This window comes from Weissella viridescens (genome assembly GCF_001437355.1).
In the GTDB taxonomy this organism is placed as follows: Bacteria; Bacillota; Bacilli; order Lactobacillales; family Lactobacillaceae; genus Weissella; species Weissella viridescens.
Genome location: NZ_JQBM01000001.1, coordinates 343128 through 359534, shown reverse-complemented (window position 1 = coordinate 359534; position 16407 = coordinate 343128). Strand labels below are relative to the sequence as shown.

Genomic DNA, 16407 nt, shown 5'->3' with positions numbered 1-16407 from the left:
ATGACTAAGATTACGTTAATTTGGGCGCAAACAAATGATGGGACCATTGCGTTGAATCGCCAAATTCCTTGGCATGAGAAAGACGATCTTAAAATTTTTAAAGCTTTGACTTTAGAGAAGGTTGTTGTGATGGGACGTCATACGATGGAAAGTTTCAATGGTCGTCCATTACCAGAACGTATGAATCTCGTATTAACCCATGACGAAAGTTTAGAAGTCCCTATGGGATTCCAAAAAGTCTATAGTATCGAGTCAGCGTTGACGATAGCTGAGGAATCCGGGACTGATTTGGCGATTATTGGTGGTAAACCAGTTTATGAAGCTTTCATGGACCTAGCCAGTGACTTATATGTGACTTACTTGGATACTGATTTTACTGGGGATGTTAAAATGCCAGTTGTTGACAAGACAGAATGGCAAGGAACTGAATATGCACATGGTGTGACAAATGAAGAAAATGACTATGATTATAGTGTGATGCATTACACGCGTCGCTAAAAATTGAGACTTTCTTCACAAGAAACATGACATTCTGAGATGATAAGCGTACAATAAAGGTATCTTGAAGTTTAGGTGGTAAGATTCATGAAGTATTTAACATTATTTTTTTGGATGTTCATTTTAGGTGAAGTTGTTGGATATATTTCCAGCGCACTTATGGGTGTCAGCTATGATGCGACAGCAGTTTCATTGTTCTCAGCAATTATTGGAACGGTAGGGGCGGTCGTAGAGTATTATATTTCAAAATCAGCCGCACCTAAGCCACGTGAACATTAAATGGCATTTTTAAAAAGGTCAATCTCTTGTAGATTGGTCTTTTTATTTTGGCTTTAAAGGATAAATTAATGCTATGATAAAAGAACACAATTCAAATTAGAAAGGGGGCGCAAAAAAAATGGTGCCACTCAAAACACGTTCGGCCTTTAGTCTTTTAAAGAGCCCCACATTACCATCTAATCTTGTGCAAGATGCACAAGCGAAGGGCTATCAAGCGATTGCCTTAACGGATGAAAATACGTTATATGGGATGGATAATTTTTACCGGTCTGCTAAAAAAGCTCAGATTAAGCCAATTCTGGGGTTAACGGCTAGCCTAACAGGAACACAACTTTCTCAAAATTTTCCAATCGTTTTTCTGGTTGAGAATCAGACAGGATACACCAATTTGTTAGCAATCAGTTGTCGTTTAATGACGACTGATGAACCCCCACGTTTAGCGGATTTAAAACTTTATTTAGCAGGCTTATATGTCATCTTTCCGGCGATTAGTGAACTATCAGTATTGGCTAGTTCAAATCAGGCAGCAGCGACAGACTTGCTTCAAACGACACAAGACTTGGTGCCAAAAGACCATTTATTTATCGGCGTGACCCCACAAATGCCAACTGATCACCTCACACTCTATCGTCAGTTAGCTGAGAGCTATCAAACGCCATTGGTTGCCATGGGTGAAGTTGCCTATGCGACACCTCAAGATGGTTTTGCGATGCAAGTTGTCGAGAAAATTGGACTAGGCGAAACCATTCAAAATATTGGTCAAGCGCAAGCTACGCCAGCTGAAGCATATTTACCAAGTGTGGATGATTGGACGAACCAATTCAAACAAGCTGGCCTGCAAGAGGCTGTGCAAATGAGTGATTGGCTGGCCGAACATAGTCACTTTGAGCCTGTTGTACAGGAAAATAATTTACCATCAATAGGATTACCCGCTGATACGACGGCTCAGGCATACCTCACTGAATTGGCCCAAGCTGGCTTAGAACAGCGTATTGCAAATCCAAATGATGAATATGTTACACGCTTAGAATATGAGTTATCGACTATTGATGAACTAGGCTTCAACGATTATTTCTTAATTGTTTGGGATGTGATGAATTACATGCATCAACAGGATATTCGCACCGGACCAGGACGTGGATCGGCAGCGGGATCATTAGTTGCTTACGCACTGGGGATTACCGATGTTGATCCAATTCAATATGATTTACTTTTTGAGCGTTTCTTAAATCCGCAACGGGCTCAGATGCCAGATATTGATATTGATATTCCAGATAATCGCCGTGAGCAAGTTTTAGAGTATTTGCATGATAAATACGGGCATGAGCAAGTCGCACAAATCATTACATTTTCAACAATGAGTGCACGCGCCGTTATCCGTGATGTGGCTCGTGTGTTTGGACTCTCACCGGCGCAAATTGATCAATTAGCTAAGACCATGCCACGTCAACCGAATTTGACGTTACAAGCGGCTTTTGAGGAATCACAGTCATTTCGTAATGCATTATTTGACTTGCCAGTTGATGGTGAGCTCTTATTTGATACGGCCAAGCGATTAGAGGGACTCCCACGTAATGCATCATTGCATGCGGCTGGAGTCGTTCTTTCCGCCACACCGATTGAACAAACAATCCCGGTACAACTGGGTGAAGATGGGCGGTTAGTGACGCAACTACCAAAAGGTCCAGTCGAAGCTTTAGGCCTATTAAAAGTTGATTTCTTGGCCTTATCAAATTTGAATATTTTAGATACAGCCTTGCGTGAGGTTCAAAAACAAGATGCCGAATTTGATATTCAAACGATTGATTTAAATGATGGACAGACCCTAGCCTTATTTCAACAAGGCAAAACGAATGGCATTTTCCAATTCGAATCAGCGGGTATGAAAAACATGTTGATTCAAATGCATCCTGATAGTTTTGAAGATATTGTGGCGGCAAATGCCTTATTCCGACCGGGTCCAAGTCAAAACATTGGTCATTTTATTGCGCGTAAACATGGGCAAGAGGCGCAAGATGTGCCTGACCCAAGTTTAGCGGATATCTTAGCACCGACATATGGCATTATTGTTTATCAAGAACAGGTCATGCGTGTGGCTGAGCAATTTGCTGGCTTTACTTTAGGGGAAGCCGATTTATTGCGCCGTGCGATGTCAAAAAAAGATGCCAACAAATTGGCAGATATTAAAGTTGATTTTATGGCTGGGGCTGAAAAGCAGGGGCATGATGTACCAACAGCTGAGCAAGTTTATGGCTACATTGAAACATTTGCACAGTATGGATTTAACCGATCACATGCCGTTGCCTACTCTAAGTTGGCTTTCCAATTAGCGTATGTGAAGGCACACTATCCGTTGGCTTTTTACAAAGCGGTTTTGAATGACGCAATTAATGATAAAACCAAAGTGGCCGCCTATATCGCTGAAGCACGTGAAGTCGGCGTCCAAATTAAAGGACCTAGTTTAAATCAAAGTTGGCAAGGCTACAGTGTGAATCAACAAGGCCAACTACAGATGGGGTTTGCATCAATTTTGGGACTGCGTCGTGATTTTCGTGAGGCTATTCTTGAAGCACGTAAGCAGTTAGGTGGTTTCAAGGATTTGACCCAGTTTATTGGTAGTTTGCCGAACAAATATCGCAAAGTCGAGCAACTTGAGCCACTCGTATATGCTGGTGCGCTTGATGATTTTGGCTATAATCGTCGTTCCATTTTGGAGTCCTTGCAAGGTTACTTGGACGCGGTTGGTCTAGCAGGTGATTCAATGTCACTCTTTGAAACGTTGACGCCAAAAGTGCGTGAACTCGCTGAATTTCCAACAGAGGAACGTTTGGCCTATGAATATGATACTTTGGGTGTTTATTTAAGTGGACATCCGATTGAAGCCTACTTAGGACAGCCACATTCAGATATTAATACGTTAGTCGCTGGGTTAGACCAAGCCACTGTGATTGGTTATGTGCAAAATGTCAAAGTCATTCGAACCAAAAAGGGTGATCAAATGGCGTTTGTCGATGTCATGGATCTAACCGGAACCTTGTCGATTACTGTATTCCCTAAATTGTACCAGCAGGTGGGCAATTTACTCGAAAAAGGAACAACGTTACGCATTCAGGGTAAGGTTGAGCAGCAACGTGGGCGTGATAGCTTGCAGCTGATTGCTAATCTATTGCAAGCCGCGCAAGCAACTAAACCACAAGTCGTCGTTGATGAAGTCCCAGCAGACGGACGGTGGTTTTTACGGATTCCAAGTGCGACTAATCCAAATATGGTGTACCAAAAACTTCAACCAATTTTGGCGCAACATCATGGTAAGAATCAGGTCATTATTATTGAAGAAGCAACTGGGCGAAAGGTTGCCTTAGATGCTAACCAGGGGTTAACAAATGAACCTCAAGTGCAGCTTGACTTACAACAAATTGTGGGAATTAACAATGTGGCTTTTCAAAATGCAGATTGATGTATGAGGTGAGTGCTAACGGCTCACGCAAATCAGTTGATAAATGTGAGATTATTTTAATCTTAGACTACATTCAAGGCATGACTTGCGTTACAATTAGTATTAATTAAACTAGGTGTGCTGACGGATTGTGTTACGCACGAAATGAACTGAGGGATAGGATATGGTAGAAGCAAAAGTAGTCACAGCAGATGACGTCCATCGCACTGTTGCAACTTATATGAATCCAGAGCATGTGGAGAAAGTGGATCGCGCGTATCAATTTGCAGCTGATTTGCATGAAGATCAGGTACGTCAATCCGGTGAACCGTACATTATGCATCCAATACAAGTAGCTGGAATTTTAGCTGATTTAAAAATGGATCCTGATACGGTTGTTTCCGGCTACTTGCATGATGTTATTGAAGATACAGATGCGACGCTGGATGATCTACGTGAACATTTTGGTGATGACGTGGCAAACATTGTTGATGGTGTGTCAAAAATTTCTAAAATTAAGTACAAGTCATCGCGTGAACAACTTGCTGAGAATCACCGGAAGTTATTGCTAGCCATGTCTGATGATATTCGGGTTATTATTGTTAAACTTGCTGATCGCCTACATAACATGCGTACACTTGAGGCCTTACGCCCTGAAAAACAAAAGCGCATTGCTTCAGAAACGCTCGAAATCTATGCACCACTGGCCGATCGTTTGGGAATCATGACGATTAAGTGGGAGTTGGAAGACTTATCACTCCGCTATTTGGATCCAGATGCTTACCATGAAATTGCAAGTTCAATGAAAATGCGCCGTCGCGAGCGTTTGGAAGTTGTTGATGAAGCCGTCAATGAAATTGAAGGAACGATTAAGGACTTAGAGCTGGAAAATGTGGATGTCTACGGACGTCCAAAACACATTTATTCTATTTATCGTAAAATGGTTGATAAGAAGAAGGATTTTAAAGATATTTACGATCTATCAGCCATTCGGGTGATTGTTAACTCAATTCCAGACTGTTACGCTGTTCTTGGCGCGATTCATGCCCGTTGGACGCCAATGCCGGGTCGGTTTAAAGATTACATTGCCTTACCTAAGGCAAATGGCTACCAATCATTACATACTACGGTCATTGGGCCAAGTGGTCGACCTCTTGAGGTTCAGATTCGTACCCATGAAATGCATGAAATTGCTGAATATGGTGTGGCGGCACATTGGGCTTACAAAGAAGGTAACTTTAACGGAGCAGATGTTGAAAATAATGATGAACAAAAGTTAAATGTCATTCAAGGCATTTTGGATTTGGAGGATGATGCTCGTGATGCTGATGACTTTATGGAATCAGTTAAGGGTGATCTTTTTTCAGATCGCGTTTATGCCTTTACACCAGAAGGGGATGTGATTGAATTAGCCCAGGGGTCTGGTCCCTTAGACATGGCCTATAGTATTCATACCAATATTGGGAATCACACAACTGGTGCGCGCGTGAATGAACGGATTGTGCCACTTGATTATCAAATTAAGACAGGCGATATTGTTGAAATTATTACATCGCCAACAGCTAAGCCCAACCGTGACTGGTTAAATATGGTCAAAACGCGCCGCGCTCGGAATAAGATTCGTCAATATTTCCGTAAGCAAGATCGTGACGATAATGTCACGGCAGGCCGCCAAATGCTCACAAATTTCTTAAAAGAAAATGGGTTTGATCCAGAAGAAATTATGACACCGGAGAATGAAGAAAATGCGGCCACAAAATCGCATTTCAATAGTCCCGATGACATGTTTGCTAGTATTGGGTTCGGTGACAGTAATCCACAAGGAATTGCGAATAAATTAACCGAAGACAAGCGGGCGCAAATGGAAGCAGAGCGTCAGGCTGCTGAACAAAAGGCGATTTTGGAAGAACACGAAACCATCGAAAAAGATGCGGTCAAACATGATAAAGATCAAAATAAACGTAAAGATCGCATTGTCATTGATGGCGTTGATAATATGTTGATTCGTTTTGGTCACTGTTGTACACCAGTACCAGGAGATAAAATTACTGGTTATGTGACCCGTGGCCGCGGTGTCTCAGTACATCGGGTCGATTGTCCAAATGTGGAAACTGCTGAGCAACAAGGACAACGATTAATTGATGTGGCTTGGGAAAATGAAGATGGCTTTGCCAATGAAGAATTTGAAGCTAATTTGACGGTTCGTGGCTTGAATCGTGATAAATTATTGAATGATGTGATGCGGACAGTAACGAACAATACCAAAACATTGACATCAATTAATGGACGCATTGAAAATAAAAATGAAGCTAAAATTGCTCTGACCGTGGGCGTGCGGGATCTTAGCCAGTTAGAGCATATTATTGAAATGGTACGTAACGTTCCTGATATCTATGAAGTAAAGCGAGTCTTTAATTAATGAAAGTTGTATTACAACGTGTAAAATCAGCAGAAGTCCAGGTTGATGACGTCTCAGTTGGCCAAATTGCACAAGGTTATTTACTACTTGTGGGCATTCAAGATGCAGATACTGTGGCAGAAATTGATTATTTAGTCAGAAAAATCGTGAATTTAAGGGTTTTTGAAGATTCATCGAGAAAAATGAACTTAAACATTAAAGATGTCAGTGGGGCTATTTTATCTGTTTCACAATTTACGTTGTACGCACAAACCAAAAAGGGGAATCGGCCAAACTTTATGCATGCTGGAAAACCAGAATATGCAAAAGAAATGTATAATTTGTTTAATGACAAATTACGCGAGGCAGGTCTTTTGGTTGAATGTGGTATCTTCGGGGCAGATATGCAAGTCAATTTAATTAACGATGGACCGGTGACAATTATTTTTGATACCGATTCAAATTATTAAAATCTTGTATGTCATTTTGACACATGTTAATATTAAAAACATGTATTTGTAAAAATATTGAAACGATTAACTTAAACCGCATCTGATATACTAATACATGTAATTTTAAAGAAAGTAAGGGGAGTGAGAAGCATGTCAGAAAAATTGATCCAACTTCGCGTTGAAGATAACGTGAAAGATAAAGCAGATGAAATTTTTAAGGCGCAAGGGTTAACCACCCAAACCGCAATCAAGATTTTCTTGACTCAAGTTGCCAACACTGGTGAGTCACCATTTGATAACTTGTTTTCAGGTAAGTAATTGAATATTTATTCGGTTGAGCTAACGCTTCAAGATCGACTATTTGGGGGAATAGTCTGTCTTGAAGTGTTTTTTTAATTAGGAAATGGAGTGTTTATGGAAATTTTATATTTTGGTGTTTTAATTTTTGCAGCTTTGGCTGGTGGTAAATTAGCTGAGAAGATGGGGCTATCAAATGTTGTGGGACAACTCTTAGCAGGTATCATCGTGGGTCCAGCAATGTTGAATTGGGTACCGAGCTTACACATTATTCATGTGATTGGTGAATATGGGGTATTGCTATTAATGCTTAATGCGGGACTTGAAACCGATGTTAAACAACTGAAGCAAAACATGAAAGCGGCAACGTATGCGGCTGTGCTAGGTGTCGTCCTACCTTTGGTAACTTTCCCCATTCTGGCGTTAATGTTTGGTATCCAACTGCAAACAGCGATTTTTTGGGGAATCGTATTTGCTGCAACTTCTGTATCAATCACCATTGCGGTGTTAAATGAGCAAGGGAAGTTGGCCTCAACGGCTGGTTCAGTCATCCTAGGAGCAGCCGTGTTAGATGATGTCATGGCATTGTTGTTAGTTGCTGGATACGCCATGTTCATTGGGGGATCAGGGTTGGGGCCTGATTCAGTAATGCCACTTGTTGCTTTTGGATTAGGATTATTGGTGCGTCGCTGGTCAGGATCAAGCCACTTTTTGGAGTTGAGTAATAGCATTGGTAAGTGGACCTTGTTCCCTATTTTCTTTGGCTCAATTGGATTAATGGTAAGCTTCGACAATTTCTGGAATGAAGCTGTGCTACTCGTAATCTTAACCATTGTTGCGGTAGCAACCAAGTATTATGGTGCCGGATGGGGAGCCCAATTGGCTGGGATTGGTAAGACCGATAGTCGCGCCATAGGTGCGGGAATGATATCTCGAGGAGAGATGGCCTTAGTAATTGCACAAATTGGTCTATCAACTAAAATTATTAATCACATGGAGTTTTCGAGCTTTGTTATCGTCATTATTTTATCAACAATCATTGCACCAATCATACTTCGTCCATTATTGGAGCAGGTGACGGACTAGTCAAAAAGAACATGACTTGGCAGATTTCTATAAAATGGGTATACTAAAAGAAAACAAAAATGAGGAAATAATGATAGATGAATCAGCCAATAATGAACGATGCATTAATTCATGCCTTGCAAGCAAATGATTTGAACCTAAATTCAGATAAATTTCGAAATATTTTAGCTGATGCAACACTGCTGGTGCGCGGACAAGAAGATGAGGAACAATACCAATTCGAACTTGTGGCACAGCCAGACATAGACCCTGACCGTTACTTGGTTGATACGTATACAAATTGGGCTCAGCTAACTGGTGATGAATCGGTGTTTACGATGCATTTTCAAGATTTAATTAATAGTATTCGCACGACAACTGACATTCAAGGTATTCTAATTAACCAAAGTGTTGTTTTACCGCGCGAGTTTTTCTTTTCGGAAGGTCGTACAATGTTAGCGTCTCTAACGGAAGATGATGCTGAAATTGAAGCCGATTTGATTCCATGGTTGAGCCAGGTGGCTAATCAGGCGTACTTGGGTAAGCTTATTCAAAACGATGGCACCGAGTTGCTTATGGTCATTGATGCTTTCAATGCTGAAAATGTTGCAACAATCAATCAATATTGGACTGACTATCGCAAGAAACATTCTGAAGCGCCTAATTTGCGCGTTGTCACTGAAGATAGTGATGAAGGTCAATTTATCATGGAAAATTTCAGCCCAATTTTTAAACAAACCAAATAAAAAACGCAGATGTCATCGACATTTGCGTTTTTTTGTTTATTTAGGTTCAACTTCGTAACAGGCCTCACGCAATTCCTTACGTTGGGCCTTGGTAGGCGCATATAAGAATGTGAAGTAGGCTGCACGCCAGTCGTCGAATGAAGCGGCTAATTCGGCAATATCATCAGGAATATCGGCACGTGGAATGCGATCAATATCAGGGTGGGTGGCGACGTAGCTTTCCATCCAATCGTTAATCTTTTCATGACCTGCATTCTCAGCTTCAACATTGAACCAGTTTGTTGGTTCGTATTGAATCTTTTCATCAGGGATTTCAAAGAGTTCCATAGTACCGTGGACCTTGAATGGACGAATCAATTTAACATCAGGATTGAATTTCCAAATATAGTGTCCATCTTCGGTTGGTTCAACATCTTCTAATTGAACAACCGCACCAGCCATATTTGAAGGTAGACCAGCTTCCTTTAAAGCGTATGATGTAATTAATAAATCACCACGTAAATCTGTATCAAAATCATAGATAACACCAGTTTTAGCACCGACGAGAATATCGATTAAAACTTGTGGGTCCATTCCAACTGCTTGCATGTTTATTTTCCAACTTTCATTAGTTATTTAATTCCATTCTAGCAAAAACAGGCCAAATTGCCTATAAAAATAATAATCTCAAGCATATCAGGCGCAATTATGCGAGACATCTGTTAAACTAGAGTATTAGATGAAAATAACATGTATAAAACGTAATTTGAAATAGGAGAAACAATGGCACATAAAGTTGGCGAAATTGTTCAGGCAAAGATTACTGACGAAAATAGCACACACTACTTTGCCCAAATTGATGGGGTAACCTATGAATTGAATAAAGCAGAATTTAACGTTCCATTTGCATTTGGTGATACAGTCACTGGGTTTGCATATGAAAACAATCAACATGAATTAGCAATTACTGAAAAAATCCCAGAGGTGCGTCTGGGTCACTTTGCCTTTGGCACGGTTACTGATATTCGACGCGACCTAGGTGTCTTTGTTGATATTGGATTACCTGATAAAGACGTTGTGGTGTCGTTGGATGAATTGCCAACGATTAAGGAACTTTGGCCACAACGTGGGGATCGTCTTTTATTGACGCTCCGTGTTGATAAAAAAGAACGACTATGGGGAGAACTTGCGCCAGCTGAAGTTTATCAAGCTTTGCAAGTTCCTGCTAAAAAGACAATGCAAAACAAAAACGTTAAGGCAACTGTTTACCGCCTAAAGATGGTTGGGACGTATGTTTTGACGGACGATTATCATATCGGATTTATCCATCCAGATGAACGTTATCGCGAACCACGCTTGGGCGAACATCTTGATGCTCGCGTCATTGGTGTTCGGGATGATGGCGTTTTGAATTTATCATTGCGTCCACGAGCATATGAATCAATTGGGAATGATGCTGAAATGATTTTGAAATTATTACAAGCGTCAGCCACGAATTCTTTGCCTTACAACGATAAGTCAGATCCAAAAGCAATTAAAAAATATTTTAATATGTCAAAGGGTCAATTCAAGCGTGCTTTGGGAAATCTTTACAAGCAACGATTGATTACGCAAGATGATCAAGGTGTTTATTTGGTTGAACAAGAGGAAAAATAAATGGCAACACAAAATGAGGTGGGCGTTTACACAGATCAGCTAGCAGATTATTTACACTACGTGACTGTGGAACGGGGCCTATCGACAAATACGCGGACGTCATACCGCCAAGATTTGGTACAGTTCTTTCATTTTCTAATGCATGAACGCAACAGTATGCCATTGCAAGATGTCGATCGGTTCACCATCTTAGATTTTTTGAAATCACTTGAAACGTCAGGAAAATCGCGAAATTCAGTGATTCATATGGTGTCGTCGCTACGTAAGTTCTTCCAGTATGCCTATAATAATCAATGGGTGACCAAAAATCCAATGGATCAAGTTGATCCACCCAAGAAGGCGCAGCATTTACCTGCCGTGTTGTCAGTCGCTGAAGTTGATGCACTGCTGGCTGTTCCGGATACAAACACACCACTAGGATTGCGGAATCGCACCATGTTGGAAGTGATGTATGCCACAGGGTTGCGCGTCAGTGAATTAGTCAATTTAAAATTAGACGATCTACATTTAGAAATCGGATTGATTCAAACGATTGGAAAAGGAGACAAAGAGCGCATTATTCCGATTGGGGATGTTGCTGCACACTGGTTGCAACGCTATCTAACAGAGGGCCGTCCTTTTTTGGGCAAACAACAGACCGCTGATGTCATCTTCTTAAACGATCATGGTCGTCAGTTAACCCGGCAAGGGGTTTGGAAACTGATTAAACAGATGGTGCAACAGGCTGGGATTACTAAAGATGTCTCACCCCATACGCTGAGACATTCATTTGCAACACATATTCTGGAAAATGGCGCTGATTTGCGTATTGTGCAAGAATTGTTGGGACATGCTGATATCTCAACCACGCAAATTTATACCCACATTTCTGATAAACGTCTGACAGAGGTATATGATAAAAGTCATCCGCGGGCGTAATAGCAATGTTTTAAAAGGAGGTAAACATGTTAATAACTGTTCGTGAAGATCAATTAAAAATTGCGATGGGGTTACTCTCTTATTTACCTGAGTATAAAAACATTGCGACAACCCAACGAGAAATTGATTGGTATCAAAATAATCCAAATCGCAGCTTATTGTTGTGGCAAGATCCTGAATCAAGACATTTTGTCGCCATGGTTGGGATTGAATACATGTATCATGCGGTCGTTATTCGACAATTAGTTTATGGTGTTGAAGTACCACCTACAGATCGTTTAAAGGTGCGTCAAGAAATGCTAGATGCCCTTGATCGACAAAATCAAGATTTAGTCTTGATGGGGACGGTACGGATTCAACATGTTGTTAATGATTGGCGAGAGGCTAAGCAAGATGACTGATCAAATTACCTATCATTTAGAAGACTTTGATGGGCCTTTGGATTTGTTGCTGCATTTAATTCACGTTAATGAGATGGATATTTTTGATATTCAAATTACCGAAATTACACAACAATATCTAGATTTTATTCACCAAGCTGAAGATCGCAACTTAGATGTTGCTGGTGATTTTTTAGTCATGGCGGCTAATCTGATGGCGATTAAATCTAAAGATTTGATTCCAGTTATGGTTGACGAACAAGATGATAGTTTGGCTGAATATGTTGATGAGCCAGATCCTAAAGCTGAGTTGATGCAACAACTGCTTGATTACCAGCAATACCAAAATGCAGCGACACAACTGCGCGTTTTGGAAGAAGATCGGCAACAACAATTTTCACGCGCCCCTGAAACAACTGATCCACTGGCAGATGCCGATGCTTTTATTCCAACACCAGTGGGTGTGCAGGTAGACGCATTGCAACAAGCTTTTAATAAATTATTAGCACGTCGTCAAATTCAAGTTGATCGTGCTAAAACACGTTCATTAGCACCGGCTCGACCATCAATTGAAGTTAAAATTGAAGCCATTAAAGCTCGATTTGCACATCAATCCGTCTTGCGTTTTGATGATCTTTTTGAGGGGCAGACATCCAAGTCGGATGTGATTGTAACATTTTTGGGTGTCTTAGAATTGGTGCGACACCAGCAACTTTATGTGACACAGCAGGATAATTTTGATCAGATTATCCTAAAAAATCAACTAACAGGTGAACAGAACGATGAATGATTTGGATGCACAAATTGAAGCCTTATTATTTGTATCGGGGGATGAAGGCGTTAAACTGGCTGAACTCACGGCAGCAACAGAGGCTGAAGCAGATCAGGTTATGGAGACACTCCAACGATTGCAAACGAAATATGCGACAGACGCGGGATCAGGTTTAATGTTGGTCAAACATGGGCAGCAGTATCAACTTGTTACGAAAACTGAATTGGCTCCAGTTATCCATCAGTATTTCACAGCGCCAATTACGTCTAATCTATCGCAATCGGCACTCGAAGTATTGGCAATTGTTGCTTATCAACAACCAGTCACACGGATTGATGTTGATGAAATTCGTGGGGTAAAGTCGAGTGCGATGCTACAAAAATTAGTATTGCGTAATTTAATTAGTGTCCAAGGTCGGGCTGATGAAGCGGGACGACCTAACTTATATGGCACCACTGAATACTTCCTAGATTATTTTGGACTTGATGCGCTAACAGATTTACCTGAACTGGGGACGGCCCAAACGCTTGAGCATCTACAAGCAAGTGATCAAAATGATGCGGAAGTACCGTTATTTAAAGAAACCGAGTCAGCCTTTACAAGTGACTTATTAGATGAAAGTGAGACAAACTAAATATGGCAGAACGCTTACAAAAGGTAATGGCCCAAGCTGGGGTAGCATCACGTCGTGCCTCTGAAAAATTAATTACAGAAGGTCAAGTGACAGTAAACGGTAAACGCGTTACTGAGTTAGGTACCAAGGTTGAACCAAACGATAAAATTGAAGTGAATGGGACACCTGTTGAGGGAAATGAAAAAAAGGTTTATTTCCTATTGAACAAGCCACGCGAAGTCGTGACCACCGCATCTGATGACAAAGACCGTGCAACGGTCTTAGATATCTTAAAAGATGTACCACAACGGATTTACCCAGTGGGACGCTTAGACTACGACACGACTGGTGTTTTATTGCTTACAAACGATGGCGATTTGGCCAATCAATTGATGCATCCCTCATACAAAATCGATAAGGTATATGTCGCCAAGGTAAAAGGGATTCCAACCAACGACGAATTGAAGGCCTTGCGTTTAGGTGTAACTGTACACACGATTGAAAACAAACGTCATCGTACTTTCCATGCGGCACCAGCAAAGGCTGAAATTATTGGTGTTGATAAGGCTAAGAACACAGCTATGGTCCAATTGACCATCCATGAAGGACGCTATCACCAAGTTAAAGAAATGATGAAGGCGGTGGGACACCCTGTCTTGAAATTGACCCGTGAACGATATGGGATGCTTGATGTGGATAATATGGCTCCTGGCGAATACCGTGAGCTATCTTACGATGAAGTACAAAACTTGAAAAACGGAAAACAATACCGTCGTTCATCAGGACGACTATAAAAGTTAAAAAAAACACTTTATTTGAAATGAAATATATATTATTATATTTCACGGACCTAAATAAGGTGTTTTTTAATAAAATAAGAGGAAGAGCGGAGAATCATGACATTTTATACGATTGATTACATTAAAAGTCAGGATAATATGACTAATATTATCCATTGGACTGTTTTAGGTATTTTAGTTTTTGCTGGGATTGTACTAGCCTTTATGTATTTCAAACATCAACACAAAGGACGTTACCGTGATTTAGCAATTTTGGTTTTGTTAGTTGGACTATTTACGATTGGTTTGCAATTGCAAAATATGAATGGTATCAAGCAAGTTGATGCTAAAAAATCTCAATTGGTCGATATTTTAAATGATGTTGCCAAGAAGGAAAATGTTCCAGTTGATCAAATTGCGGTTGATGGTAAGACAAGTCAGTCACAAATGTTGATTAAGGCTGGGAAAAAGATCAATATTTAGATTTGACTTTTAATCCAGATATGACGTCATATACGGTAGCCCCAACTGAGATTGCGGTACCAAAGGATCAAATTACAGTAAAGACAGGTGATAAATAATGGGTGATTATTCAGATATTATTGTTAAATTAGCCGTTGGAATTGTGGCCTTAATTATTCAAATTAACATCTTGGGTAAGGGAAATTTGGCCCCAATCTCTGCAATGGACCAAGTGCAAAACTATGCCTTGGGTGGCATTATTGGAGGTGTGATTTATAATAAAGATATTTCAACCCTCCAATTTATTATGGTTTTGATTATTTGGACTTTCTTAGTTTTGCTTTTAAAGGTTGCTAAAGAATATAGCTATACAATCCGTACCATCATTGATGGACGCCCAATCGTTGTGATTCGTCGCGGTGAAATTCAAATGGATACAGTGATGCGCATTGGACTTTCAGCAAATGAATTAATGTTTAAGTTGCGATCAAGTGGCTTTGATGAAATTCAACAAGTTAAGTTGGCAACTTTGGAACAGAATGGTCAGTTGACAATCAACAAATATGGCGAAGAAGATACAAAGTATCCAATCATCCAAGATGGACAAATCAATGTCGGCCTATTGGATGTCGTAGATGTTGACGAAGAATGGGTTGAAAAGCAAGTTGAAGCCCAATACCCAGATAAGACTGTTGATGATGTTTACCTAGGTGAATTGATTCATGGTGAGGTTAATCTTTATTTGTTCCCAGAGGCCGGATCAGAAAAAGAAAATAAGCAAGCGCAAGCAAAGTAAGTTCAAGCTTGCTTATTGACAAATAATAAGGAAAACTCTATTCTAGAGTTAATATGAATAATATCTTCAGGGCAGGGTGAAATTCCCGATCGGTGGTGAGCATTGCTTCTCAATGTAAGTCCGCGACTCAAACTGCATGGTGCATTTGATTGATATGGTGAAATTCCATAACCGACAGTACAGTCTGGTATATAGAAGATTTTAAAGTCAAGACAGTAAGAGTCTTCTTTAGGTTGCCCTGAAACCTAGAGAAGACTTTTTTCGTATCACGAGGAGAAAACAATGCATCGAACACAACGATTAAGCGTGATTGCGTTACTAGCAGCTTTATCATTTATTTTAATGTTAATTAGCCAATTTCCAATTATTCCAGGGGCGACCTTTTTAAAAATGGATTTTTCATTTATTCCAATTTTCTTTGGTGCCATTCTATTAGATTTACGTGCGGGTTATTTGGTCCTACTGTTACGGTCAATTTTAAAAGTTCTACTCGACGGTGCAGGCGTCAATGATTACATTGGATTACCCATGAATGTTATTGGTTTAGGTGTGCTTTTGTTAGGATTGTATTGGGGCATGCAAGCTGGTAAAAACTGGCAATGGCGTGCGCTTCTAAAGGGTGGTATTGCTGGAACATTAGGCTTAACGATTACGATGATGCTGTTAAACGTTGTTTATGCCATGCCACTGTATGCGCGTTTTGCCAACTTTGATATTGCCAAAACAATTGGAACCAAGGTATATTTAACATATATGGTCTTGCCCTTTAATTTAATTGAAGGAAGCATACTCACACTGTTATCTGGCTTTATTTTGATGGGCTTCAAGAATGTCTTTATTCGGTTGAAGCGCCAAATGTAGGTAGATGGAAAGGAGGCTGT

At 40.4% G+C, this 16407-nt stretch carries 18 protein-coding genes and 1 riboswitch; of the genes, 17 read left to right on the top strand and 1 reads right to left on the bottom strand.

Going from position 1 to position 16407, the window contains the following annotated elements; all coding sequences use genetic code 11:
* The 8 genes from IV50_RS01710 to IV50_RS01675 all read left to right on the top strand — a co-directional run bounded on the left by IV50_RS01710 (position 1) and on the right by IV50_RS01675 (position 9171).
* Positions 1–498: a dihydrofolate reductase gene (locus tag IV50_RS01710; protein WP_057744162.1), complete on the top strand. Its 498-nt coding sequence runs from the start codon at positions 1–3 to the stop codon at positions 496–498.
* A gap of 87 nt (positions 499–585) precedes the next feature.
* Positions 586–777, top strand: coding sequence for a YjzD family protein (locus tag IV50_RS01705; protein ID WP_057744160.1), 192 nt, complete (start codon positions 586–588; stop codon positions 775–777).
* A 118-nt stretch (positions 778–895) separates the two neighbouring features.
* Positions 896–4234, top strand: coding sequence for a DNA polymerase III subunit alpha (locus IV50_RS01700; RefSeq protein ID WP_057744158.1), 3339 nt, complete (start codon positions 896–898; stop codon positions 4232–4234).
* Positions 4235–4397: 163 nt separating this feature from the next.
* Positions 4398–6632 (top strand): RelA/SpoT family protein, encoded by a 2235-nt coding sequence (locus tag IV50_RS01695; RefSeq protein WP_057744156.1) that lies wholly within the window; start codon positions 4398–4400, stop codon positions 6630–6632.
* Complete coding sequence (gene dtd / locus IV50_RS01690; RefSeq protein ID WP_057744153.1) at positions 6632–7081, top strand: D-aminoacyl-tRNA deacylase; 450 nt, start codon at positions 6632–6634, stop codon at positions 7079–7081. Before IV50_RS01695 ends, dtd begins: the two co-directional genes overlap by 1 nt.
* Positions 7082–7213: 132 nt before the next feature.
* The gene (locus IV50_RS01685) at positions 7214–7381 is read left to right on the top strand and encodes a type II toxin-antitoxin system RelB/DinJ family antitoxin (protein WP_057744150.1); all 168 of its coding nucleotides are present in this window, start codon (positions 7214–7216) and stop codon (positions 7379–7381) included.
* A 96-nt stretch (positions 7382–7477) separates the two neighbouring features.
* On the top strand, positions 7478–8446 hold the full coding sequence (locus IV50_RS01680; RefSeq protein ID WP_057744148.1) for a cation:proton antiporter: 969 nt from the start codon (positions 7478–7480) through the stop codon (positions 8444–8446).
* A 77-nt stretch (positions 8447–8523) separates the two neighbouring features.
* Positions 8524–9171 carry a hypothetical protein gene (locus tag IV50_RS01675; RefSeq protein ID WP_057744145.1) on the top strand — a complete coding sequence of 216 codons (648 nt, stop codon included), beginning with the start codon at positions 8524–8526 and terminating at the stop codon, positions 9169–9171.
* A gap of 36 nt (positions 9172–9207) precedes the next feature.
* On the opposite strand, the gene IV50_RS01670 is transcribed toward IV50_RS01675, so the two are convergent.
* The gene (locus tag IV50_RS01670) at positions 9208–9759 is read right to left on the bottom strand and encodes a hypothetical protein (RefSeq protein ID WP_057744142.1); all 552 of its coding nucleotides are present in this window, start codon (positions 9757–9759) and stop codon (positions 9208–9210) included.
* A 174-nt stretch (positions 9760–9933) separates the two neighbouring features.
* On the opposite strand from IV50_RS01670, the gene IV50_RS01665 reads away from it, so the two are divergent.
* From IV50_RS01665 to IV50_RS01625, 9 genes are all read left to right on the top strand, one after another.
* The gene (locus IV50_RS01665) at positions 9934–10806 is read left to right on the top strand and encodes a CvfB family protein (protein WP_057744139.1); all 873 of its coding nucleotides are present in this window, start codon (positions 9934–9936) and stop codon (positions 10804–10806) included.
* A complete protein-coding gene (xerD, locus tag IV50_RS01660) occupies positions 10807–11724 on the top strand; it encodes a site-specific tyrosine recombinase XerD (protein WP_057744136.1) in 918 nt (305 codons plus the stop codon). It begins immediately after the preceding gene.
* A 26-nt stretch (positions 11725–11750) separates the two neighbouring features.
* Positions 11751–12125 (top strand): hypothetical protein, encoded by a 375-nt coding sequence (locus IV50_RS01655; protein WP_057744132.1) that lies wholly within the window; start codon positions 11751–11753, stop codon positions 12123–12125.
* Positions 12118–12894 (top strand): segregation and condensation protein A, encoded by a 777-nt coding sequence (locus IV50_RS01650; protein WP_057744129.1) that lies wholly within the window; start codon positions 12118–12120, stop codon positions 12892–12894. Before IV50_RS01655 ends, IV50_RS01650 begins: the two co-directional genes overlap by 8 nt.
* Entirely contained in the window at positions 12887–13510 is a 624-nt protein-coding gene (scpB, locus tag IV50_RS01645; RefSeq protein WP_057744126.1) for an SMC-Scp complex subunit ScpB, read from the top strand. The genes IV50_RS01650 and scpB overlap by 8 nt, the downstream gene beginning before the upstream one ends.
* A gap of 2 nt (positions 13511–13512) precedes the next feature.
* Positions 13513–14283, top strand: a complete 771-nt coding sequence (locus IV50_RS01640; protein WP_057744123.1) for a pseudouridine synthase — start codon at positions 13513–13515, stop codon at positions 14281–14283.
* A 102-nt stretch (positions 14284–14385) separates the two neighbouring features.
* Positions 14386–14751, top strand: coding sequence for a DUF3290 family protein (locus tag IV50_RS01635; protein ID WP_057744121.1), 366 nt, complete (start codon positions 14386–14388; stop codon positions 14749–14751).
* A 97-nt stretch (positions 14752–14848) separates the two neighbouring features.
* A complete protein-coding gene (locus IV50_RS01630; RefSeq protein ID WP_057744118.1) occupies positions 14849–15526 on the top strand; it encodes a DUF421 domain-containing protein in 678 nt (225 codons plus the stop codon).
* 58 nt (positions 15527–15584) lie between these two features.
* Positions 15585–15730, top strand: a riboswitch (FMN riboswitch).
* Between the two features lie 78 nt (positions 15731–15808).
* Positions 15809–16387, top strand: coding sequence for an ECF transporter S component (locus IV50_RS01625; RefSeq protein WP_057744115.1), 579 nt, complete (start codon positions 15809–15811; stop codon positions 16385–16387).
* Positions 16388–16407: the final 20 nt, after the last annotated feature.

Bases quoted from the DNA above. Each gene is read 5' to 3' on its own strand.
- IV50_RS01710 (WP_057744162.1), top strand. From the start codon at position 1: ATGACTAAGATTACGTTAATTTGGGCGCAAACAAATGATGGGACCATT.
- IV50_RS01705 (WP_057744160.1), top strand. From the start codon at position 586: ATGAAGTATTTAACATTATTTTTTTGGATGTTCATTTTAGGTGAAGTT.
- IV50_RS01700 (WP_057744158.1), top strand. From the start codon at position 896: ATGGTGCCACTCAAAACACGTTCGGCCTTTAGTCTTTTAAAGAGCCCC.
- IV50_RS01695 (WP_057744156.1), top strand. From the start codon at position 4,398: ATGGTAGAAGCAAAAGTAGTCACAGCAGATGACGTCCATCGCACTGTT.
- dtd (WP_057744153.1), top strand. From the start codon at position 6,632: ATGAAAGTTGTATTACAACGTGTAAAATCAGCAGAAGTCCAGGTTGAT.
- IV50_RS01685 (WP_057744150.1), top strand. From the start codon at position 7,214: ATGTCAGAAAAATTGATCCAACTTCGCGTTGAAGATAACGTGAAAGAT.
- IV50_RS01680 (WP_057744148.1), top strand. From the start codon at position 7,478: ATGGAAATTTTATATTTTGGTGTTTTAATTTTTGCAGCTTTGGCTGGT.
- IV50_RS01675 (WP_057744145.1), top strand. From the start codon at position 8,524: ATGAATCAGCCAATAATGAACGATGCATTAATTCATGCCTTGCAAGCA.
- IV50_RS01670 (WP_057744142.1), bottom strand. From the start codon at position 9,759: ATGCAAGCAGTTGGAATGGACCCACAAGTTTTAATCGATATTCTCGTC.
- IV50_RS01665 (WP_057744139.1), top strand. From the start codon at position 9,934: ATGGCACATAAAGTTGGCGAAATTGTTCAGGCAAAGATTACTGACGAA.
- xerD (WP_057744136.1), top strand. From the start codon at position 10,807: ATGGCAACACAAAATGAGGTGGGCGTTTACACAGATCAGCTAGCAGAT.
- IV50_RS01655 (WP_057744132.1), top strand. From the start codon at position 11,751: ATGTTAATAACTGTTCGTGAAGATCAATTAAAAATTGCGATGGGGTTA.
- IV50_RS01650 (WP_057744129.1), top strand. From the start codon at position 12,118: ATGACTGATCAAATTACCTATCATTTAGAAGACTTTGATGGGCCTTTG.
- scpB (WP_057744126.1), top strand. From the start codon at position 12,887: ATGAATGATTTGGATGCACAAATTGAAGCCTTATTATTTGTATCGGGG.
- IV50_RS01640 (WP_057744123.1), top strand. From the start codon at position 13,513: ATGGCAGAACGCTTACAAAAGGTAATGGCCCAAGCTGGGGTAGCATCA.
- IV50_RS01635 (WP_057744121.1), top strand. From the start codon at position 14,386: ATGACATTTTATACGATTGATTACATTAAAAGTCAGGATAATATGACT.
- IV50_RS01630 (WP_057744118.1), top strand. From the start codon at position 14,849: ATGGGTGATTATTCAGATATTATTGTTAAATTAGCCGTTGGAATTGTG.
- IV50_RS01625 (WP_057744115.1), top strand. From the start codon at position 15,809: ATGCATCGAACACAACGATTAAGCGTGATTGCGTTACTAGCAGCTTTA.